An 18,589-nucleotide genomic window follows, 5' to 3' on the forward strand; every position below is an offset into this window, starting at 1 on the left:
CATGGCCGTGCGCGGCCGGCACCGCCGGTATCAGCCGAACAGGATCAACCGGGCCTCGCTCACCGTGACCGCGGGCGGCGCCGGGATGGCGCTGCCGCTGACCATGAGCGGCACCGCCCAGGCCGCCGACGTGGAGACCTGGGAGAAGGTGGCGGCGTGCGAGTCCAGCAACGACTGGGACATCAACACCGGCAACGGGTTCTACGGCGGACTGCAGTTCACCCAGTCCACCTGGGAGGCGTTCGGCGGCACGCGGTACGCGCCGCGCGCCGATCTCGCCACCAGGGAACAGCAGATCGCCGTGGCGGAGAAGGTCCTCGAGGGACAGGGACCGGGAGCCTGGCCGGTCTGCTCGGTCCGGGCGGGACTCACCCGGGGCGGCGAGGCCCCGGACATCGGCGTCAAGGGCGGTGACGGCAAGGGCGGCGAAGGAAAGACCGCCCGCGGCGAACGCAGGCAGCGCGCCGACCGGTCCTCGGTCGAGGACGCCGAACCGCAGAAGACGCCGCAGTCCCGCGCCGGGCGCACCGAGATGTACACCGTGGTCACGGGCGACACGCTCTCCGGCATCGCCGCCGAGGAAAAGGTGCGGGGCGGCTGGCGCGGACTGTACGAGGCCAACCGCTCGGTCATCGGCGCCGACCCGGATCTGATCATCCCCGGCCAGCGCCTCGCCCTGCCCGACGGCGCCTCCGGCACGGCGCAGCCGCCGAGGAGGGCTCAGCAGCCGAAGCCGGCCGAGCGGACCGAGAAGGCCCAGAAGCGGGGCGGGAAGCCGCAGAAGAAGGCCGAGAAGCAGACCGAGAAGCAGACCGCGGCGCAGCGCGGCGGGGAGCGTGCCGGGCGGGGTACGGCCGCCAAGGGCGGCACGCTCGTCGCCCCCGTCAGCGCCGCGCTCGGCACGCCCTACCACAAGGCGGGCTCCGCCTGGTCGAAGGGCTACCACACCGGCGTCGACTTCCCCGTGCCCACCGGCACGTCGGTGAGGTCGGTCGCGGCGGGCACCGTGGTCAGCGCGGGCTGGGAGGGCTCCTTCGGCTACCAGGTGGTGATCCGGCACCAGGACGGCCGCTACAGCCAGTACGCGCACCTCTCGGCGATCTCCGTGCGCAGCGGCCAGCCGGTGAGCGCCGGCCAGCGCATCGGCCGCTCCGGGTCCACGGGCAACAGCTCGGGCCCGCATCTGCACTTCGAAGTGCGGACGGGGCCCGGATTCGGGTCGGACATCGACCCGGTCGCCTACCTCAGGGCGGGCGGCGTCAGGATCTGACACGCATGCGGTGCCGGACGGTGCCGGGGACCGGGACGTACGGGCCGCCGTAGAAGGGCGCGTACGCCGCCCGCGGGACCTCGGCGCCGGCATCCGCCCCCGCCGGGACCCCGGCCGGGACCGGCACCGGCAGCGACACGTCTTCGGGCACCTCGAGACCGGCGAGCAGCCCCCGCGCGGGGTCGTCGGCCGGGAGGGCCGTCGCCGTCGCAGCAGCCGGAGCCGGCGCCGGGACCGCGGGAACCGACGTGGCCGGGGCGGCCTGCCGCTGCTCGCGCGCGAGCCGTTCCGTGGTCAGCAGGATCAGCCCGCCGGCCGCCACCACACCGCAGCTCAGCGCGAGCGCGGTGCCCGTCGTGCCGTAGCGGAAGGTCTCGCCGAACATCGTGATGCCGACCGCGGCGGCGACCACCGGATTCACCACCGTCAGGGTGGCGAGCGGGGCGGCGAGTCCGCCGCTGCGGTAGGACGCCTGGGACAGCAGCAGCCCGGCCGTGGCCAGCACGCCGATCACCGCGAGCGAGGGCAGGTCGCCGACCGAGACGCCCGCGGTCCAGTCGACCGCGACGGTCTTGGTGAAGACGGAGGCCATGCCGAAGGCGGCGCCGGAGGCGACCGCCAGCAGGATGCTGCGCACCGCCGGGTGCCGGTGCACGGCCCGGGCGGCGACCACCAGGGCGGCGATGGCGCCGGCCGTGGTGAGGGCCACCGCGACCCGCTGGCCGGTGTCCAGCGACTGTGCGGCGGGGGCGCCGACCAGGGCCAGCAGACCGGCCAGGCCCACCGTCGCCATGACGGCGCCGCGCCAGGCGGTCGCCCCGGCCCTGCGGCCGACGAACAGCGCTGCCATGGGCAGCGCGAACACGATGGTGAGGGCGCCCAGCGGCTGGACGATGCTGAGGGGCCCGTAGGCGAGCGCCACCACGTGCAGCAGGGCGCCGAGACCGTTGAGTGCGACGGCCGCCCACCAGGCCGGGCGGCGCAGCGGTGCGTACTGCTCGCCCGGCGAGGACGCCGCGACCCGCTCCTGCACGATCGCGCCGCCGGCGTAGGCCACGGCGGACACGAACGACAGCAGCACGGACAACGCGAGGGCGCTCATCGGCTGCTCCTCTGCGGATGGCGGGGGCCGTCGGCCCGGCGCGGCGAAGGGTCGGCTTCCATGACCAACACCTTGCCGTCCCGGCCTGTTCCCGTCGTCGTCCCTGAGCACTCAATGTGTCCTACTGCCGATGGAGTACGGCGGCGGGCCCGTCATCCCCTGGACGGGTACCGGCAGGTCCCCCGCCCCGGGGTCGGGCCCTTAGGGGACACCCCCTGGCGCGGGTGACGCGGGCGCGGCGAGACCGGCCCCCGGCGTCCCGGGCCCGCGCGGCAAGGGTCCCGGACCCCGCGCAGAAAGATCGGGGAGACGTCCTCCGGGGGTTCCGCAGGCGGCCGTTGTGGGTGACCATGAAGGGGACGTGTGCTCAGACAGGGGGTTCGCGGGTGCGTGTGGGACTGCTGACCCGGGAGTACCCCCCGGACGTGTACGGCGGTGCGGGAGTCCACGTGGAGTTCCTCGCCCGCGAGCTGCGGCCGCTGGTGGACCTCGAGGTGCACTGCTGGGGCGAGGGCCGCGCCGACGGGGTGCTGCGCCACCGCCCGTGGCCCGCACTCGACGGCGCCAACGACGCGCTGCGCACCTTCTCGGTGGATCTCGCCATGGCCGCCGCCCTCGAGCGCGCCGACCTCGTGCATTCCCACACCTGGTACGCCAATCTGGGCGGTCACCTCGCGAAGATGCTGTACGGCATCCCGCATGTGCTCACCGCCCACTCGCTGGAGCCGCTGCGCCCCTGGAAGGCGGAGCAGCTCGGCGGCGGCTACGCGCTGTCCGGCTGGGCCGAGCGCACCGCGTTCGAGACCGCCGACGCGGTGATCGCCGTCTCCGGGGCCATGCGCCGGGACATCCTCGAGTGCTACCCCGCCCTCGATCCGGCCCGCGTGCACATCGTGCACAACGGCATCGACACCGGCCTGTACCGCCCCGACCCGGGCACCGAGGCCCTGGAGCGCATCGGCCTGGACCGCTCGCGCCCCTATGTGCTGTTCGTCGGCCGCATCACCCGGCAGAAGGGCGTGCCGCACCTGCTGCGGGCGGTGCGCGGCATCGATCCGGCCGCCCAGGTGGTGCTGTGCGCGGGAGCGCCGGACACCCCGGAGATCGACCGGGAGTTCCGCGAGCTGTACGAGGATCTCAGCCGGGTGCGCGAGGGCGTGCACTGGATCCCGCGGATGCTGCCGCGGCCGGAGGTCGTCCAGCTGCTCACCCACGCCGCCGTCTTCGTCTGCCCGTCCGTCTACGAGCCGCTCGGCATCGTCAATCTGGAGGCGATGGCCTGCGGCACCCCCGTGGTGGCCTCCCGCACCGGCGGGATCCCGGAGGTCGTGGCGGACGGGGAGACCGGGGTACTGGTCGACGTGGACGACGACTTCGAGGCCGGTCTGGCGCGGGCGCTGGATCAGGTCCTCGGGGACCCGGAGGCCGCCCGGCGGATGGGCGAGGCCGGCCGGGAACGCGCGGTCGCCGAGTTCGGCTGGGCGGCGGTGGCCCGCCGCACCGTCCGGCTCTACGAGGAGATCCGCGAACAGGCTTAGCCGTCCCTGCCACGGGCAGGGATGGGGAGACTCGGCGTGAGGGGAGCGGCCATGCGTCGTGGTGGACCTTCGGTCCTGGGAATCGTGCTCGCGGGCGGCGAGGGCAAGCGTCTGATGCCACTCACCGCGGACCGCGCCAAACCCGCGGTCACCTTCGGCGGCACCTACCGGCTGGTCGACTTCGTGCTGTCCAACCTGGTCAACGGCGACATCCTGCGGATCTGCGTGCTCACGCAGTACAAGTCGCACTCCCTGGACCGGCACATCACCACCACCTGGCGGATGTCCAGCCTGCTCGGGAACTACGTCACCCCGGTGCCCGCGCAGCAGCGGCTCGGCCCGCGCTGGTACCTGGGCAGCGCGGACGCCATCCTGCAGTCGCTGAACCTGATCTACGACGAGCGGCCGGAGTACGTGGCGGTGTTCGGCGCCGACCACGTCTACCGTATGGACCCGCGCCAGATGCTTGCCCAGCACATCGAGAGCGGCGCGGGAGTCACGGTCGCCGGGATCCGGGTGCCGCGCGCGGAGTCCTCCGCGTTCGGTGTGATCACCCCGGGCTCCGACGGGCAGACCGTGCAGCGCTTCCTGGAGAAGCCGGCCGACCCGCCGGGGCTCGCCGACGACCCGGACCGCGTGTTCGCCTCCATGGGCAACTACATCTTCACCACCAAGGCCCTGATCGAGGCGCTGCAGCGGGACGCCGAGGACGAGAACTCGGTGCACGACATGGGCGGTTCCATCCTGCCCCGGCTCACCGAGCGCGGTGAGGCGGCGCTGTACGACTTCAGCACCAACCATGTGCCCGGCGAGACCACCCGCGACCAGGGTTACTGGCGGGACGTGGGGACTCTGGACGCGTACTACGAGGCGCACATGGACCTGATCGCGGAGCGCCCGGCGTTCAACCTCTACAACCGGCAGTGGCCGATCTACACCCATTCCGGCCAGCTCTCGCCGGCCCGGTTCAACGCGGGCGGGATCGCCAGTGAGTCGATCATCAGTGCGGGCTGTCTGATCCGCGGTCAGGTGACCCGGTCCGTGCTCTCGCCGGGGGTGGTGGTCGATCCCGGGGCGGTGGTGCAGGGTTCGGTGCTGCACGACAACGTGCACATCGGGCGGGGCGCGGTGGTGCGCGGCGCCGTGCTGGACAAGAACGTCGAGGTGCCGCCGGGCGCGACGATCGGCGTGAACCCGGAGCGGGACGCCGAGTTGTACACGGTGTCCAAGGGCGGCGTGATCGTCCTCGGCAAGGGCCAGCAGGTGCAGTAGTCCAGGAGCGCCTGCGGGCGCGGCAGTCCCGAAGCCCTAGGGGCCCCGGTTGGTCGTGGGACCACCGGGGCCCTTGTCATGTCCCTGGACGGATGGCGGAATCCGTGCTGTTATGCCGAGTACTGTTCGTGACAACGTTGTGTGAGCAACTACTTCGCACACAACAGAACATCGCCACGTTCGTCATCAGCGAGAGCCGTCACCTTCCTCACCCACGGAGGATCCGTGCGCACCAGACGACTCAGAGACCGACTCGCGCTCCTGCTGGCCGCCGCACTCGCCGTCGCGGGACTCACCGCCACCGGCCAGGCCGCCGCCGCGGCGGCGGAGGACCCGGCGGAGATACACGGGCTGAAGGGCGAGTACTACACCCACTCCGCGCCCGGCGTCTTCGACTTCCACGAGCTCAAGGCCACCGCCTTCGATCCCCACCTCGACTTCGACAACCTCGAGCCCCGGCTGAACTTCACCACCGGCCGCTCGGACGACGTCAGCGTCCGCTGGACCGGCAAGATCGTGCCGGAGAAGACCGGCCCCCACATCTTCTCGATCACCGCCGACAACGGGTTCCGGCTGTGGATCGACGGCAAGCCGGCCATCGACCACTGGGTCGACGACTGGGACCGCGAACAGACCGCGGAGCCCGTCGAGCTGACCGCGGGCCGCGCCTACGACATCAAGGTCGAGTACTTCGAGCACTACGGCGGCTCCAACTTCCACCTGCGCTGGACGGAGCCGGGCGGCAGCAAGGAGCCGGTGCCCCAGTCGGCGTTCCGCCTCCCGGACGGCTTCGACTACGACGGCGCACTCGCCGCCACCGTCCTCGCCTCGGGACGCACCCTCGAGCTCGACTTCCCGCAGCCGCTCGCCGCGCCCCCGGCCGGGTTCACCGAGCATCTGACCGCGGTCATCGGCGGCGCCGAGTGGCCGCTGAAGTCCGCCGCGCCCGACCCCGCCGACCCCAGGGCCCTGCTGGTCACCCTCGGCGAGCCGGTCGTCGGCAACAAGACCGGCACCGCCCGCGGCACCGCCGACATCCGCTACGACGGCAAGGGCGGACTGACGGCGGCCGACGGCGACCCGGTCGACGCCTTCCTCAGCAGCGGCCCCAACCGCTCCACCTACGAGCTGCGCACCAGGTGGGCCGACGAGGTGGGCCCGGACAACGCCCACCCCGAGTACCCGCGCCCCCAGCTCACCCGGGACAAGTGGGCCAGCCTCAACGGACGCTGGCAGTTCGCCGCCGCCGAGGAGGGCGAGCGGCCGCCGTTCGGCAGGACGCTCAAGGAGCGCATCCTGGTCCCGTTCCCGGTGGAGTCCCAGCTCTCCGGGATCCAGCGGCACGAGGACCGCATGTGGTACCGGCGCACCTTCACCGTCCCGCGCGACTGGCGCATCGGGTCCGGCCAGCGGCTGCGGCTGAACTTCCAGGCGGTCGACTGGCGGGCCGAGGTGTACGTCAACGGCACCAAGGTGGCCGAGCACGAGGGCGGCTACGACAAGTTCAGCGCCGACGTCACCGACGCGCTCAAGCCCGGCCGCACCCAGGAACTCGTCGTCGGCGTCCACGACCCGACCGACGCGGCGAACGGCGAGAACCCGCCCCTCGGCAAGCAGCGCCTCGACCCGAGCGGCATCTGGTACACGCCCAGCTCCGGCATCTGGCAGACCGTCTGGATGGAGCCGGTCGCCCGCGACCACGTCGACTCGCTGGCGCTGATCCCCGACGTGGACAACGAGCAGCTGTCCGTCCAGGCGCGCGGCGTCCGGGACGGACTGCCGGTCCGGGCGACCGCGTACGCGGGCAACCGCCAGGTCGCCACGGCGACCGGGCGGACGGGTGAGCCGCTGACCCTGCGCATCCGCAACCCCCGCCTGTGGTCGCCCGACGACCCGTACCTGTACCGGCTGAAGGTGACCGTCGGCGCCGACCGCGTCGGCAGCTACTTCGGTATGCGCTCCATCGCCGTGGAGAAGATCGACGGGGTGCCCCGCACGGTCCTCAACGGCAAGCCCGTCTTCCTGATGGCCACCCTCGACCAGGGCTTCTGGCCCGACGGTCTGCACACCGCGCCCACCGACGAGGCCCTCGCCTTCGACCTGCGCAAGCACAAGGAGCTGGGCTTCAACTCGGTGCGCAAACACATCAAGGTCGAGCCCGACCGCTGGTTCTACTGGGCGGACCGGCTGGGCCTGCTGGTGTGGCAGGACATGCCGTCGATGACCGCCGGGGTGAATCCGGACGCCCAGTCGCGCGCCCGCTTCGAGCGCGAGCTGAAGCAGATGATCGACGAGCACATCAGCAGCCCGTCCGTCGTCATGTGGGTCACCTTCAACGAGGGCTGGGGCCAGTACGACGTGGGCCGTATCGCCGAGCTGGCCAAGGCCTGGGACCCCTCCCGGCTGGTCAACAACCAGTCGGGGCTCAACCTCGGCGCCGACGGCAACGCCGGCGACATCATGGACGAGCACGGCTATCCGAGCCCGGCGCTGCCGCCGCGGCCGGACGGCCGGCGAGCCCTGGTCAGCGGCGAGTACGGCGGCCTCGGGCTCGCGGTGCCCGGACACGCCTGGTCGGTGCAGCAGTCGTACATCGACGTCGACCCGGCCACCTACACCGACGACTACCTGGCCAAGCTCGACGAGGTGCGCGCCCTGGTCTGCAAGGGCGGCAACGGTGCCGTCTACACCCAGATCTCGGACGTGGAGGGCGAGCTCAACGGGCTGCTCACCTACGACCGCCGGGTGATGAAGCCGGACGTCCCCCGGGTCAGGGCCGCCCACGAGGCGCTGATCCGGGACGCCTCCCGGGCCCGGCCCGCGGGCTGCCCCGCCGGGTGACGCATCCTCAGCGGCCGGATCACATGGCGCGTGCCGCCCCGGCGGCTGCCGCCCGTCCGGGTGGCGTCGGTCACCCCGAACGCTGCCCGGCCGCGCCCCGGTGACCACATCCGGCTCACACGTCCCGCCCCTTCCGCCTCGCCCGCGGAAGGGGCGACGACGTAATGTGCTGTTAACTATGCGTAGCGAGATCGTACTTGACCGTAATCGGCCGGGGGCGATTGACTGCTGATCCAACCCGACGTCGATGTGAGGCAATGTGAACGCAGATCTGCTGGCTCCACTCGACCTGGCGTTCTGGAACATCGAGTCCGCCGACCATCCGATGCATCTGGCCGCCCTCGGTGTCTTCTCCGCCCACTCGCCGGCCGCCGGCGCCCACGCCGCCGATCTGCTCGCCTCCCGCGCCGCCGCCGTCCCCGGACTGCGCATGCGCATCCGCGACGTGTGGCAGCCGCTGCCGCTGCGCGAGTCGCTGCCCGCCCTGCGCCGCACCTGGAACGCCCTCGGCGAACCGCTCACCACCGCGCTCGGCCGCCCCCTCGCCGGGGCGCTGCGCCGGCCGCTGGCCTCCGCGCTGCGCCGCCCGCTCGCCTTCGGCGGTGCCGCCCGTGAGACCGACCCGGACTTCGACCCCCTCGACCACATCCGGCTGCACGCCCCGGCCGCCGACTTCCACGCCGCGGCCGGCCGGCTGATGGAACGCCCGCTGGACCGCACCCGGCCGCCCTGGGAGGCGCACGTCCTGCCGGGGGAGGACGGGGTGTCCTTCGCCGTACTGTTCAAGTTCCACCACGCCCTGGCCGACGGGCTGCGCGCGCTCACCCTCGCCGCCGCGCTGATGGACCCCATGGACCTGCCCGCCGCCCGGCCCCGCCCCGCCGAGGAGCCGGCCGGGTTGCTGCCGGACGTGCGCAAGGTGCCGGAACTGGTCCGCGGCGCCCTGTCCGACGTGGGCCGGGCCCTGGACATCGGCGCCTCCGTCGCCCGCTCCACCCTCGACGTGCGCACCTCGCCCGCGCTGGCCTGCGAACCCAGCGGCACCCGCCGCACCGCGGGCGTGGTCGCCGACCTCGACGACGTGCACCGCATCCGCAAGAGCGTCGGCGGGACCGTCAACGACGTGCTGATCGCCGTCGTCGCCGGCGCCCTGCGCACCTGGCTCGACGAACGCGGCGACGGCAGCGAGCACGTGGCCCCGCGCGCCCTCATCCCGGTCTCCCGGCGCCGCCCGCGCACCGCGCACCCGCAGGGCAACCGGCTCTCCGGCTATCTGATACGGCTCCCCGTCGACCAGCGCGACCCGGTCGCCCGCCTCAAGCTGGTGCGCGCCGCCATGGACCGCAACAAGGACGCCGGACCCGAGCGGGGCGCCGGCGCGGTCGCCCTGCTCGCCGACCACGTACCGCCGCTCGGCCACCGGCTGGGCGGGCCGGTCCTGGGGCAGGCGGCCCGGCTCTGGTTCGACGTGCTGGTCACCAGCGTGCCGCTGCCCGGCTTCGGCCTGCGGCTCGGCGGCAACCCGCTGGGCGCGGTCTTCCCGCTCGCCCCGCTGGCTCCCGGACACTCGCTGGCGGTGGCGATCTCCACCTACCGGGGCCGGGTCCACTACGGACTGGTCGCCGACGGCGCCGCCGTGCCCGACCTCGACCGGCTGGCCCGGGCGGTGTCCCAGGAGGTGGAGACCCTGATCGCCGCCTGCGCGCCCTGACCGTCCGGGTTTGGTGCTGCGGCCCGGCGCTCCGTACACTTCCCCGTTCGAAAGCGGGCGCGAACGGAGCGCCGCCAGGGCAGAGCGGGACGGCAGCGGCGATGACGGTGACACAGGACGGCTCCGGGTCCACGGACGACGTGGAGTACGGGCCCGGCATCGACCCGGAGCGGCTCGCCGTCTGCCTCAGCGTCCTCGAGGAGCTGGACAAGCTCGAGATCGACCATCCGGACGCGATCAAGGTCCGCCGGGCCACCTCGCACATCTACCGCACGGTCAAACAGCGCCGCCGCCAGGAGCGCCGCGCCGCCAAGACCGCCCACGACCGGGCCGTCACCGAGGCCACCGCCACCGGCTCCGCCCAGCGCATCGACGACGAGACCGAGGGCCTGCTGCCGTCCTCCCGCGTCGAGCCCGGCAGGATCGCGGGCATACTCCAGCGCCCCCGCTCCTGCTACGTCTGCAAGACCCGCTACGTCGAGGTCGACTACTTCTACCACCAGCTCTGCCCGGCCTGCGCCGCCGAGAACCGGGCCCGCCGCGAGGCCCGCACCGACCTGGCGGGACGGCGCGCCCTGCTCACCGGCGGCCGCGCCAAGATCGGCATGTACATCGCGCTGCGGCTGCTGCGCGACGGCGCCCACACCACGATCACCACCCGCTTCCCCAAGGACGCCATCCGCCGCTTCAAGGCCATGGACGACTCCCCGGAGTGGATCCACCGCCTCGAGGTCGTCGGCATCGACCTGCGCGACCCCGCGCAGGCGGTCGCGCTCGCCGAACGGGTCGCCGACCAGGGTCCGCTGGACATCCTGATCAACAACGCCACCCAGACCGTGCGCCGGCTGCCCTCCGCCTACGCCGCGCTCGTCGAGGGCGAGAGCGCGCCGCTGCCCGCCGGTGAGCTGCCCGCCCACCACGTCATCGGCGCCTTCAACTCCGGCGCGGTGGACGGCCTTGCCGCCCTGCCCCCGGGAGTGAGCGGCCTCGACGCCCAGCAGGTGGCCGACCTCGCCCTGGTCGCGGGCAACGCCAGCCTGGCCAAGCACCAGGAGGGCACCGCGATCGACGCGGGCGGTCTGGTGCCCGACGTGGTGGACACCAACACCTGGGTGCAGACCATCGAGCAGATCTCCCCGGTGGAGCTGCTGGAGACCCAGCTGTGCAACTACACGGCGCCGTTCATCCTGATCAGCAAGCTGCGCCCGGCGCTGGCCGCCGCCGCGCGAAAGGCCCCCTCCAACCGCGCCTACGTCGTCAACGTCTCGGCGATGGAGGGCGTGTTCTCCCGCGGGTACAAGGGCGCCGGCCATCCGAACACCAATGCGGCCAAGGCCGCCATGAACATGGTGACGCGGACCAGCGCCCAGGAGATGTTCGAGACCGACCGCATCCTGATGACCTCGGTCGACACCGGCTGGATCACCGACGAGCGGCCGCACTTCGACAAGCTGCGCCTGGCCGAGGCCGGCTTTCACGCCCCGCTCGACCTGGTCGACGGCGCCGCCCGCGTCTACGACCCGATCGTGCGCGGCGAGGCGGGCGAGGACCTGTACGGCGTCTTCCTCAAGGACTACAAGCCGGGCAAGTGGTGACACCGCGCAGCCGGCCGACGCCGCGCGCCGCCTGACGCCGGTTCCCGGCTGAGGCCGCCCCCCGGCTGACGCCGTTGTCCGGCTGTGCCGCTCCACTGCCGACACCGGTCCCCGGCGGACGCCCCTCGCCGTCCCGGGTCACGTGGACGCCCCGGGCCAGGCCGCCCGCTCGCACGCGCCGACCCCCGTGTCCTCCGATCGAGTGATGACGCTGAGGCGCATTCATCAGGCTATATGTGCATATATTGGTGCTTCGAATGCGATCCGAAGCATGATTGTTACCCAGGGTTTGCAGCCCCATCGAGCGGGGGTCCGCTCATTTGGTTAATCTGAACGGCGACGGACAGCACGCAGGGTTCGACCCACACCCACGGTCCGTCATGGGACAGCCGGTTCACAACGGCCTGCTCTCCTTCGAGTTGCCGGCGCCACCGCGTCCGAACGGCTATCGACATACAGCCCCCGCGGACGGTGGCGCAGCAGGACCGGCGTGACGTCCCGAGGGTGACCGACACATAAGGAGTGCGCGGTGACACCGGAGAAGAAGAATCGCGAGCAGCGCCCCAAGGAACGCCCCGAGCGCGCCGGCCGCAGGCCCGGGGAGATCGGCAGCCTGGACGTGTGGGCCCGCTCGGCCCCCATCCGGCTCGCGGGCTACGAGGACGACCTCGCCGAGCCCCACATCCTCCCCAGCGTCGACTGATCCCTCACCCCTTCCGAGCTCCCGGCGCCCGCGCGTGCCAGACTCACGACCATGCTGATCAGGGAAGCCACCCCCGGCGACTGGCCGCGCATCTGGCCGTTCTGGCACCGCATCGTCGCCGCCGGCGAGACCTACACCTGGGACCCGGGCACCTCCGAGGAGGCCGCCCGGGCCCTGTGGATGAGCCCGCCGAAACGGGTCTACGTCGTCGAGGACGACGGGGAGATCGTCGCTTCCGCCTATCTCACCCCCAACTACGGCGGCCCCGCCGCCCGCATCGCCAACGCCGGCTTCATGGTCGACCCCGACCGGTCGGGCCGCGGCTACGGCCGCGCCCTTGCCGAGCATCTGCTCGCCGAGGCCGCCGCGGCCGGCTACCGGGGCATGGTGTTCAACGCCGTCGTGGAGACCAACCCCGCCGTGAAGCTGTGGACCTCCCTCGGCTTCGACATCGTCGGCACGGTCCCCGAGGCGTTCGAGCACCCCCGGCACGGGCTGGTCGGGCTGCACATCATGTACCGGCGCCTGTGAAGCACCGGGTGAGGCCCGTGCGGGCCGGCGCCGGGTACGTGCGCGGTCCCGGGCCGTCCCGGGTCAGGGGCGCACGTAGGGGCGGGTCATGATCTCCATGTTGTGGCCGTCCGGGTCGTCGAAGTAGGCGCCCCGGCCGCCGAAGAGGTCGTTGACCCGGCCGGGCTCGGTGTGCGCGGGGTCCGCGTAGTAGGTGACCCCGGCCGCCTCGAGCCTGGAGATCATCGTGTCGAACTGCTCCTCGGGCACCAGGAATGCGTAGTGCTGCGCCTGGACCGGCTCGTCGCGCTTCTCGTAGTAGTCCAGGGTCACGCCGTTGCCCAGGTCGACGGGGAGAAAGGGCCCGAACGGGGCACCCACCCGAAGGCCCAGGATCGAGGCGAGGAACTCGGCGGACCGCCGACGGTCCCGCGCGTAGACGACGGTGTGGTTCAAGTGGGCCACGGTGGTGGGGAGGCCGGGCGGGGACGGGTGCTGTGCCTGTGACATGGCTGAATCCTTCTCCGGTGTGATCGTCGGGCGCCGCCCGCGGCGTGGCGCGGCGGCGGAAAGGGCGATGAACGCGGAGAGGGAAGGGCGGGGCGCGTCCCCGCCTCGGGCTCACGTCGAGGCCGGGACCGCTTTCCGTGCGAGGCCCGTCAGGGCCGACCCGGCAGTCACGGTCCCGACCCTAGTCCCGCCCCGACGATCACGGCAACACCGTGCTCCGTCACGGGGCGGCGGCTTCCGCACCCGTCAGCGGCGCGATGCGCGGCCACGGACGGCGGTCCTGGAGCTGCTGCGCCAGGTCCAGCAGCTCGCCCTCCGAGCCCGGGCGGCCCACCAGCTGCACGGAGCAGGGCGCACCGGAGGGCAGCGTGCCGAAGGGGACGGCCATCGCGGGCCAGCCGGTCAGGTTCCACGGCGGAGTCAGCGGCGAGTAGGCCGAGTTGGCCAGCACATTGCGCAGCCAGCCCCGACGGTGCCAGGGCGCGGCCCGCGGGGAGCGTCGGGCGAGAGCGGGGGTCAGCAGCACGTCGTACTCGCCGAAGAACGGCTCCAGCCGGCCGCGCAGCCGCTCCCGCGCGGCACCGCCGGCCACCCTGCGCTCGCAGCGGCGCCCTATCGCGGCGTGCACCCGGGTGCGGCGGGTGAGAAAACGGCGGTCCAGCCCCCGCGCGTCCACGGCCGCCCCGGCCGTCCAGTGGGCCAGCGCGGTCACGCCCAGGGACGCCGGGTAGGGCGGGTCGGCGCGCCGTACCTGGTGGCCCGCCTTCATCAGCACCTCCGCCGCCTCCCGCGCCGCCGCCGCGTACGGCCTGGAGACTGCGACCCCGGCCAGCGGGCTGCGCAGCGACACCGCTATCCGCCGGGCGGCGGGCTCCTCAGGCCGGGCCGGCTCCTGTCCGGCCAGGACCGTGAACATCAGCCGGGCGTCCTCGACCGTGGTGGCCAGCGGCCCGTTCTCCGACATGCCGAACCAGTCGCCCTCGCTGATCCCGGCAGGTATCACGCCCTGCCCCGGTTTGACGGTCACCAGACCGCAGTTGGCGGCCGGTATCCGCAGCGAGCCCATGCCGTCGTTGCCGAGGGCGAGCGGCACCATCCCCGCGGCCACCGCGGCCGCGCTGCCGCCCGAGGACCCGCCCGCGCTGCGTCCGGGGTCCCACGGATTGCGGGCGGTGCCGTGCACGCCCTCCGTGGTGCCGAAGACACACAGCTCCGGCACATTGGTCAGACCCACCACCACGGCGCCCGCCGCCCGCAGCCGGGCCACGGTCTCGTGGTCGCGCTCGGCGGGCGTGTCCGGGGTCGCGGCCGAGCCGTTGCGGACGCTCTCGCCGCGCACGGCGAGGTTGTCCTTGACCGCCACCGGCACGCCGGCCAGGGGCAGTTCGGTCAGGTCGCCGCGGGCGGCCACCTCGTCCGCCTCGGCGAGCGCCGCCTCGGCCCGGACCGTGCGGAACGCCCCGATGCGCCCGTCCAGCCGGTCGATCCGCGCGAGGTGCTCGGCGACCACCTCGCGCGGGGCGACCCGCTTCTCCCGTACGGCGGTGGCGATCTCGACGGCGGTGCGGCCGGCCCAACTGGTCAACGTAGGCTCCTCGGAGGGCGATTGAGCAGGGCGAGCAGGGCTGGGTGCTGCACAGGGCGAACCGGGCGCACCCGTGCAGCGGGTCAACCGGACGTACTGGTGAGTACGCAGGGAGAACTCTGCCCCGGACCATGCCCTCGCGTCGAGACCCGGTCCGGACCGTGGCGGGCTGCGGTCAGGTCAAGTGCCGCTCGAAGTACACGATCCTCTCCGGGCACTTGCCGCCGTCGCGGTCGTAGAGGACGTCCAGCACGTACAGCGAGTCGCGCGGGATGTCGGCCACCGCCCTTCCCGCCCGGCCCCGCCGCCCGATCATTGATCATGGTCAGCCAGGTCGCCCCGCCCAGGCGCCCGGAGTACTTCGGGTTCGGCCACGCGTGCACCGGCGCACGGGGACGAACCACATGCCGCCCACGGAGGCGACCAGCCCGCCGCCCCACGCCCGCGCGAGCGGGACGGACACCGGGCAGTCGATCAAGATGGCGTTCGCGGCCCGGTACGTCGCCAGCCGCAGATGCGCCTGGTCGACAGGGGACGGGCGCCCGTACCTCAGCGCGTCCGCGGCCCCGATGACCGGGGTGCAGCCGGTATTGCAGCCGTGCGCCACCAGCAGCGCGGCGACTGTCGTGTGCAGGTCCTTCAGCCGGGCCGCACCCCCGTTGTGTTCTCCGTGGTCCTGCAAGAGGGCCGCCGGCCTCCGGGCCCGGCATGACTGGTCCCCCCTGTCGAACGGATGACCCGGGGGGCGGTGTCACCGGGCCCGGGGAGGCGCCGTTGGAGACGCTGATGAGAGGTCCGGCCACCGCCTGGCTGGCGCACTGCCCGGCCGCTTGCGGGCGGCAGGTCTGCATGACGTGGATGCGCGCATACGACGCCAACGCCCTGGCCGGCACCGCACGAACCCCGTTCGGGAGGACGGCTTGGACGACATCGACGACGTGGGCGTCTTCCTCGGCCTGGACGTCGGCAGGAGTGCCCGTCACGGGCACGGCCTCCCCCCGGCCGGCAAGAAGGTCTTCGACAAGCATCATCACGCCGGAGATGGTCAGCCCGTTCGCCTCGTAGGTCACCGCGTACCGGGTGCGGGCCGAGGTACGCGCCAGGACCCGGCCCAGGCGCAGGCGGACCCGGTGTGCTCGCGCGCCGTCAGGGCGGGCAGCGACACCGGGTCGGCCGGTGAGGGGGGCGGGGGAGGAGCGCGTGGCCGGCGCGGCGGGGGTGGCGGCCGCCGTGGTGCGTTCGGGGACGGCCTCCTCCGTGCCGCCGGTGCAGCCGGCCGTCGGGGCCAGCAGCAGCGCGGCGCCGGCGCAGACCGGACCCCGGGTCCGCATGGTGCCCACTGTCCCGCCGGAGCGGCCGTCGGGCAGTTGGTGCGCGAGCTCAGGAATCGCGGGCCGGTCCGGTGCTGTCCCGTTCGATCAGACGGGGGACCGGGACCCGCACGGTGCGGTCGGAGCCGCCGTCCAGCAGGACGGTCAGCTCCCGGGCCGCGGTGCGGCCGAACTCCGCGCTGTCCCGGGACAGCGCGGACAGCCAGGGCTTGACCAGGCGGCACAGCGCCGAGTCCTCCCAGGAGACCACCGACACGTCCTCGGGCACCGAGAAGCCGAGTTCCGCTGCGGTGGCGACGCCGGCGACGGCCATCACGTCGTTGTCGTAGATCAGGGCGGTCGGGGGAGCGGCGGCGCCGAGGACGCGGCGGGTGACGGCGACGGCCGCCGCGTCCGAGTAGTCGGTGGTCACCGACAGCACCTCGGTCAGTCCGCGCCGGTCCGCCTCGGCGCGCAGGGTGCGGATCCGCCGCTCGGTGTGGGCGAGCCCGGACATGCCCGCGATGTGCACGATCCGGCGGTGCCCGAGCTGGTGAAGGCCGCCCACCACCGAGGCCATGGCGCCCGCGTCGTCCGCCCACACGGTCGACATGCCCGGGTGGCGTTCGTCCGGGGCGCCGCCGATCACCACGGCGGGCAGCCCGAGTTCGTCGAGCAGCTGCGGGCGGGGATCGTCGGTGCGCGGGTCGACGACCAGCACACCGTCCACCCGGTGCTCCGCCCACCAGCGCCGGTAGACGGCGCACTCGTCCTCGACGTCCTCCACCACTTGGAACAGCAGCCCGAGGTGACGCTCCGCCAGCACCTCCTGGATGCCCGAGAGCAGCTGCAGGAAGAACGAGTCCACGCCGAGGGTGTGCGCGGGCCGCGCCAGCACGAAACCGACCGTCGCCGCGCCCTCCCCGGACAGGGCGCGCGCCGCTGTGCTGGGCCGCCAGCCCAGCTGCTCGGCGACCCGGCGGATCCGGTCCCGGGTCACCTCGGACACACCCGGCCTGCCGTTGAGCGCGAAGGACACCGCGCTCTCGGAGACCCCGGCCCGCCGGGCGATGTCCTTCATCGTCGGCCGACGCGCGGCGGGCCGTCTGGCAGGCATGATCTCCCCTTTCCCGGGGCGAGCACCGGCGATGGTCACTAATGCGCTTGAGTGCAGGAAGCCTAAAGCGCATTAGCCGAAACGGTCAATGTCCTCCGCGGGCAGCCTGTGACCTGCACTAATGCTGGGCAGAAAACTTTAGTGGCGGCGAATCCATTGACTTTCCCGCAATGCCCTCGGCATGGTCTGCGGCATCCCACCGTTCCCGCTGCCCAGGGAGACGTGTCACCGTGCCCACTTCGCGCAGAACCTTCGCCGCAGCCGCCGTCGCCGCCCTGCTGATGCCGCTCGCCGCATGCGGCTCCGGAGGCGGAGGCGGCGGCTCGGCCGGCGCCTCCGGCAAGGTCGAGGGCGAGATCACCTTCCAGACCTGGAACCTGCGGGCCAACTTCAAGGACTACTTCGAGGGCGTGATCGCCGACTTCGAGAAGAAGTACCCCGGCACGCGCGTGAAGTGGGTCGACCAGCCCGCCGAGGGCTACGCCGACAAGATCAGCGCCGACGCGGCCGGCGGCACCCTGCCCGACGTCGTCAACGTCTCACCCGACCTGGTCGCCCCGCTCGCCAAGGCGGGCCTCGCCCTCGACCTCGACAAGGCCGCCGGGAAGTACCGCAAGGAGTACCTGCCAGGCGCCTGGGCCAGCCACCGGATCCCGGGCATGGAGGGCACGTACGCCTTCCCCTGGTACCTCAACACCGGCCCGCTCTTCTACAACAAGGCCCTGTTCAAGAAGGCGGGGCTCGACCCGGAGAAGCCGCCGACCACCTACGGCGAACTCTTCGACCAGGCCCTGCAGATGGCCCGGAAGTCCGGCGGCAAGGTCGCCACCCTGGCCAATGTGCCCACCATCGAGGACTTCGGCCGCTACGGCGTGCAGCTGATGAACAAGGAGGGCACCGCCTTCACCTTCAACGACGCCAAGGGCACCGAACTCCTCACCAGGTACAAGGAACTGTACGACGCCAGGGCCCTGGACGCGCAGGCGCTCACCGCCACCCCGGAGTCCTCGGGCAAGAAGTTCCTCACCGGCGCCGTCGCCATGAACCCCGGAAGCGCGCTCGACCTGGCCAACTTCAAGAAGCAGGCACCCAGCCTCTACAAGAACGTCGGCATCACCGACCAGATCACCAGCACCGGCCACGTCAACATGTATGTGATGGGCGTGATGGTCAACGCGCGGACCGAGCGCACCCCGGCCGCCGTCGCCTTCGCGCACTTCGTCACCGACGCCACCCGGCAGATGTCGTTCGCCAAGAAGGTCGCCATCTTCCCGTCCACCGCGGGCTCGCTGGACGACCCGTACTTCACCGAGGAGGACGGCACCGACGAGACCCGGGTGCGGGTGGCCGCCGCCAAGTCGCTGAAGACGGCCGTCAACTACACGCCCGTGCTGTTCAGCGAGCAGATGAAGACCGCGCTGCGCAACGAGGTCGCCAAGGCGCTGCAGGGCAAGCAGAGCCCGAAGAAGGCCCTGGACAACGCTGTCAGCGCCTGCAACCGGCTCCTCGCCCAGCAGGGGTAGCG

The 18,589-nt window shown here is 72.7% G+C and carries 13 protein-coding genes and 1 pseudogene; 9 read left to right on the forward strand and 5 right to left on the reverse strand.

What is annotated here, in order from left to right; genetic code table 11:
• The first annotated feature begins 1 nt into the window (after position 1).
• The gene (locus HCJ93_RS00640; RefSeq protein WP_167990383.1) at positions 2–1,270 is read left to right on the forward strand and encodes a transglycosylase family protein; all 1,269 of its coding nucleotides are present in this window, start codon (positions 2–4) and stop codon (positions 1,268–1,270) included.
• Here the strand turns inward: HCJ93_RS00640 and HCJ93_RS00645 are convergent.
• On the reverse strand, positions 1,260–2,372 hold the full coding sequence (locus tag HCJ93_RS00645) for a DMT family transporter (protein ID WP_167990060.1): 1,113 nt from the start codon (positions 2,370–2,372) through the stop codon (positions 1,260–1,262). The two genes, HCJ93_RS00640 and HCJ93_RS00645, sit on opposite strands and share 11 nt — an antisense overlap.
• A gap of 386 nt (positions 2,373–2,758) precedes the next feature.
• Here HCJ93_RS00645 and glgA point away from each other — a divergent pair, with 386 nt between their 5' ends.
• The 7 genes from glgA to HCJ93_RS00680 all read left to right on the forward strand — a co-directional run bounded on the left by glgA (position 2,759) and on the right by HCJ93_RS00680 (position 12,563).
• On the forward strand, positions 2,759–3,910 hold the full coding sequence (gene glgA, locus HCJ93_RS00650; RefSeq protein ID WP_167990061.1) for a glycogen synthase: 1,152 nt from the start codon (positions 2,759–2,761) through the stop codon (positions 3,908–3,910).
• 51 nt (positions 3,911–3,961) lie between these two features.
• Positions 3,962–5,182 carry a glucose-1-phosphate adenylyltransferase gene (glgC, locus tag HCJ93_RS00655; protein WP_167990062.1) on the forward strand — a complete coding sequence of 407 codons (1,221 nt, stop codon included), beginning with the start codon at positions 3,962–3,964 and terminating at the stop codon, positions 5,180–5,182.
• 225 nt (positions 5,183–5,407) lie between these two features.
• Positions 5,408–8,023, forward strand: coding sequence for a PA14 domain-containing protein (locus tag HCJ93_RS00660; RefSeq protein ID WP_167990063.1), 2,616 nt, complete (start codon positions 5,408–5,410; stop codon positions 8,021–8,023).
• A gap of 259 nt (positions 8,024–8,282) precedes the next feature.
• Positions 8,283–9,734, forward strand: coding sequence for a wax ester/triacylglycerol synthase family O-acyltransferase (locus HCJ93_RS00665; protein ID WP_167990064.1), 1,452 nt, complete (start codon positions 8,283–8,285; stop codon positions 9,732–9,734).
• A gap of 101 nt (positions 9,735–9,835) precedes the next feature.
• On the forward strand, positions 9,836–11,329 hold the full coding sequence (locus tag HCJ93_RS00670) for an SDR family NAD(P)-dependent oxidoreductase (protein ID WP_167990065.1): 1,494 nt from the start codon (positions 9,836–9,838) through the stop codon (positions 11,327–11,329).
• Between the two features lie 529 nt (positions 11,330–11,858).
• Positions 11,859–12,032: a hypothetical protein gene (locus HCJ93_RS00675; protein WP_167990066.1), complete on the forward strand. Its 174-nt coding sequence runs from the start codon at positions 11,859–11,861 to the stop codon at positions 12,030–12,032.
• Positions 12,033–12,083: 51 nt separating this feature from the next.
• Positions 12,084–12,563 (forward strand): GNAT family N-acetyltransferase, encoded by a 480-nt coding sequence (locus tag HCJ93_RS00680; RefSeq protein ID WP_167990067.1) that lies wholly within the window; start codon positions 12,084–12,086, stop codon positions 12,561–12,563.
• Between the two features lie 63 nt (positions 12,564–12,626).
• Here HCJ93_RS00680 and HCJ93_RS00685 read toward each other — a convergent pair whose 3' ends face one another.
• The 4 genes and pseudogenes from HCJ93_RS00685 to HCJ93_RS00700 all read right to left on the reverse strand — a co-directional run bounded on the left by HCJ93_RS00685 (position 12,627) and on the right by HCJ93_RS00700 (position 17,064).
• A complete protein-coding gene (locus tag HCJ93_RS00685) occupies positions 12,627–13,052 on the reverse strand; it encodes a VOC family protein (RefSeq protein WP_167990069.1) in 426 nt (141 codons plus the stop codon).
• Positions 13,053–13,272: 220 nt separating this feature from the next.
• The gene (locus HCJ93_RS00690) at positions 13,273–14,637 is read right to left on the reverse strand and encodes an amidase (RefSeq protein WP_167990071.1); all 1,365 of its coding nucleotides are present in this window, start codon (positions 14,635–14,637) and stop codon (positions 13,273–13,275) included.
• Positions 14,638–14,836: 199 nt separating this feature from the next.
• Positions 14,837–15,295 (reverse strand): annotated as a pseudogene (locus tag HCJ93_RS00695) (Tn3 family transposase); the annotation flags it as partial.
• A gap of 722 nt (positions 15,296–16,017) precedes the next feature.
• Entirely contained in the window at positions 16,018–17,064 is a 1,047-nt protein-coding gene (locus HCJ93_RS00700; protein ID WP_167990073.1) for a LacI family DNA-binding transcriptional regulator, read from the reverse strand.
• 230 nt (positions 17,065–17,294) lie between these two features.
• Between HCJ93_RS00700 and HCJ93_RS00705 the strand changes: the two genes are divergently transcribed.
• Positions 17,295–18,587 (forward strand): ABC transporter substrate-binding protein, encoded by a 1,293-nt coding sequence (locus HCJ93_RS00705; RefSeq protein WP_167990075.1) that lies wholly within the window; start codon positions 17,295–17,297, stop codon positions 18,585–18,587.
• Positions 18,588–18,589: the final 2 nt, after the last annotated feature.

The sequence above is a fragment of the Streptomyces composti genome, assembly GCF_012034205.1.
Classification (GTDB): domain Bacteria; phylum Actinomycetota; class Actinomycetes; order Streptomycetales; family Streptomycetaceae; genus Streptomyces; species Streptomyces composti.

Bases quoted from the DNA above. Each gene is read 5' to 3' on its own strand.
- HCJ93_RS00685 (WP_167990069.1), bottom strand. From the start codon at position 13,052: ATGTCACAGGCACAGCACCCGTCCCCGCCCGGCCTCCCCACCACCGTG.
- HCJ93_RS00700 (WP_167990073.1), bottom strand. From the start codon at position 17,064: ATGCCTGCCAGACGGCCCGCCGCGCGTCGGCCGACGATGAAGGACATC.
- HCJ93_RS00680 (WP_167990067.1), top strand. From the start codon at position 12,084: ATGCTGATCAGGGAAGCCACCCCCGGCGACTGGCCGCGCATCTGGCCG.
- HCJ93_RS00640 (WP_167990383.1), top strand. From the start codon at position 2: ATGGCCGTGCGCGGCCGGCACCGCCGGTATCAGCCGAACAGGATCAAC.
- HCJ93_RS00645 (WP_167990060.1), bottom strand. From the start codon at position 2,372: ATGAGCGCCCTCGCGTTGTCCGTGCTGCTGTCGTTCGTGTCCGCCGTG.
- glgC (WP_167990062.1), top strand. From the start codon at position 3,962: ATGCGTCGTGGTGGACCTTCGGTCCTGGGAATCGTGCTCGCGGGCGGC.
- HCJ93_RS00670 (WP_167990065.1), top strand. From the start codon at position 9,836: ATGACGGTGACACAGGACGGCTCCGGGTCCACGGACGACGTGGAGTAC.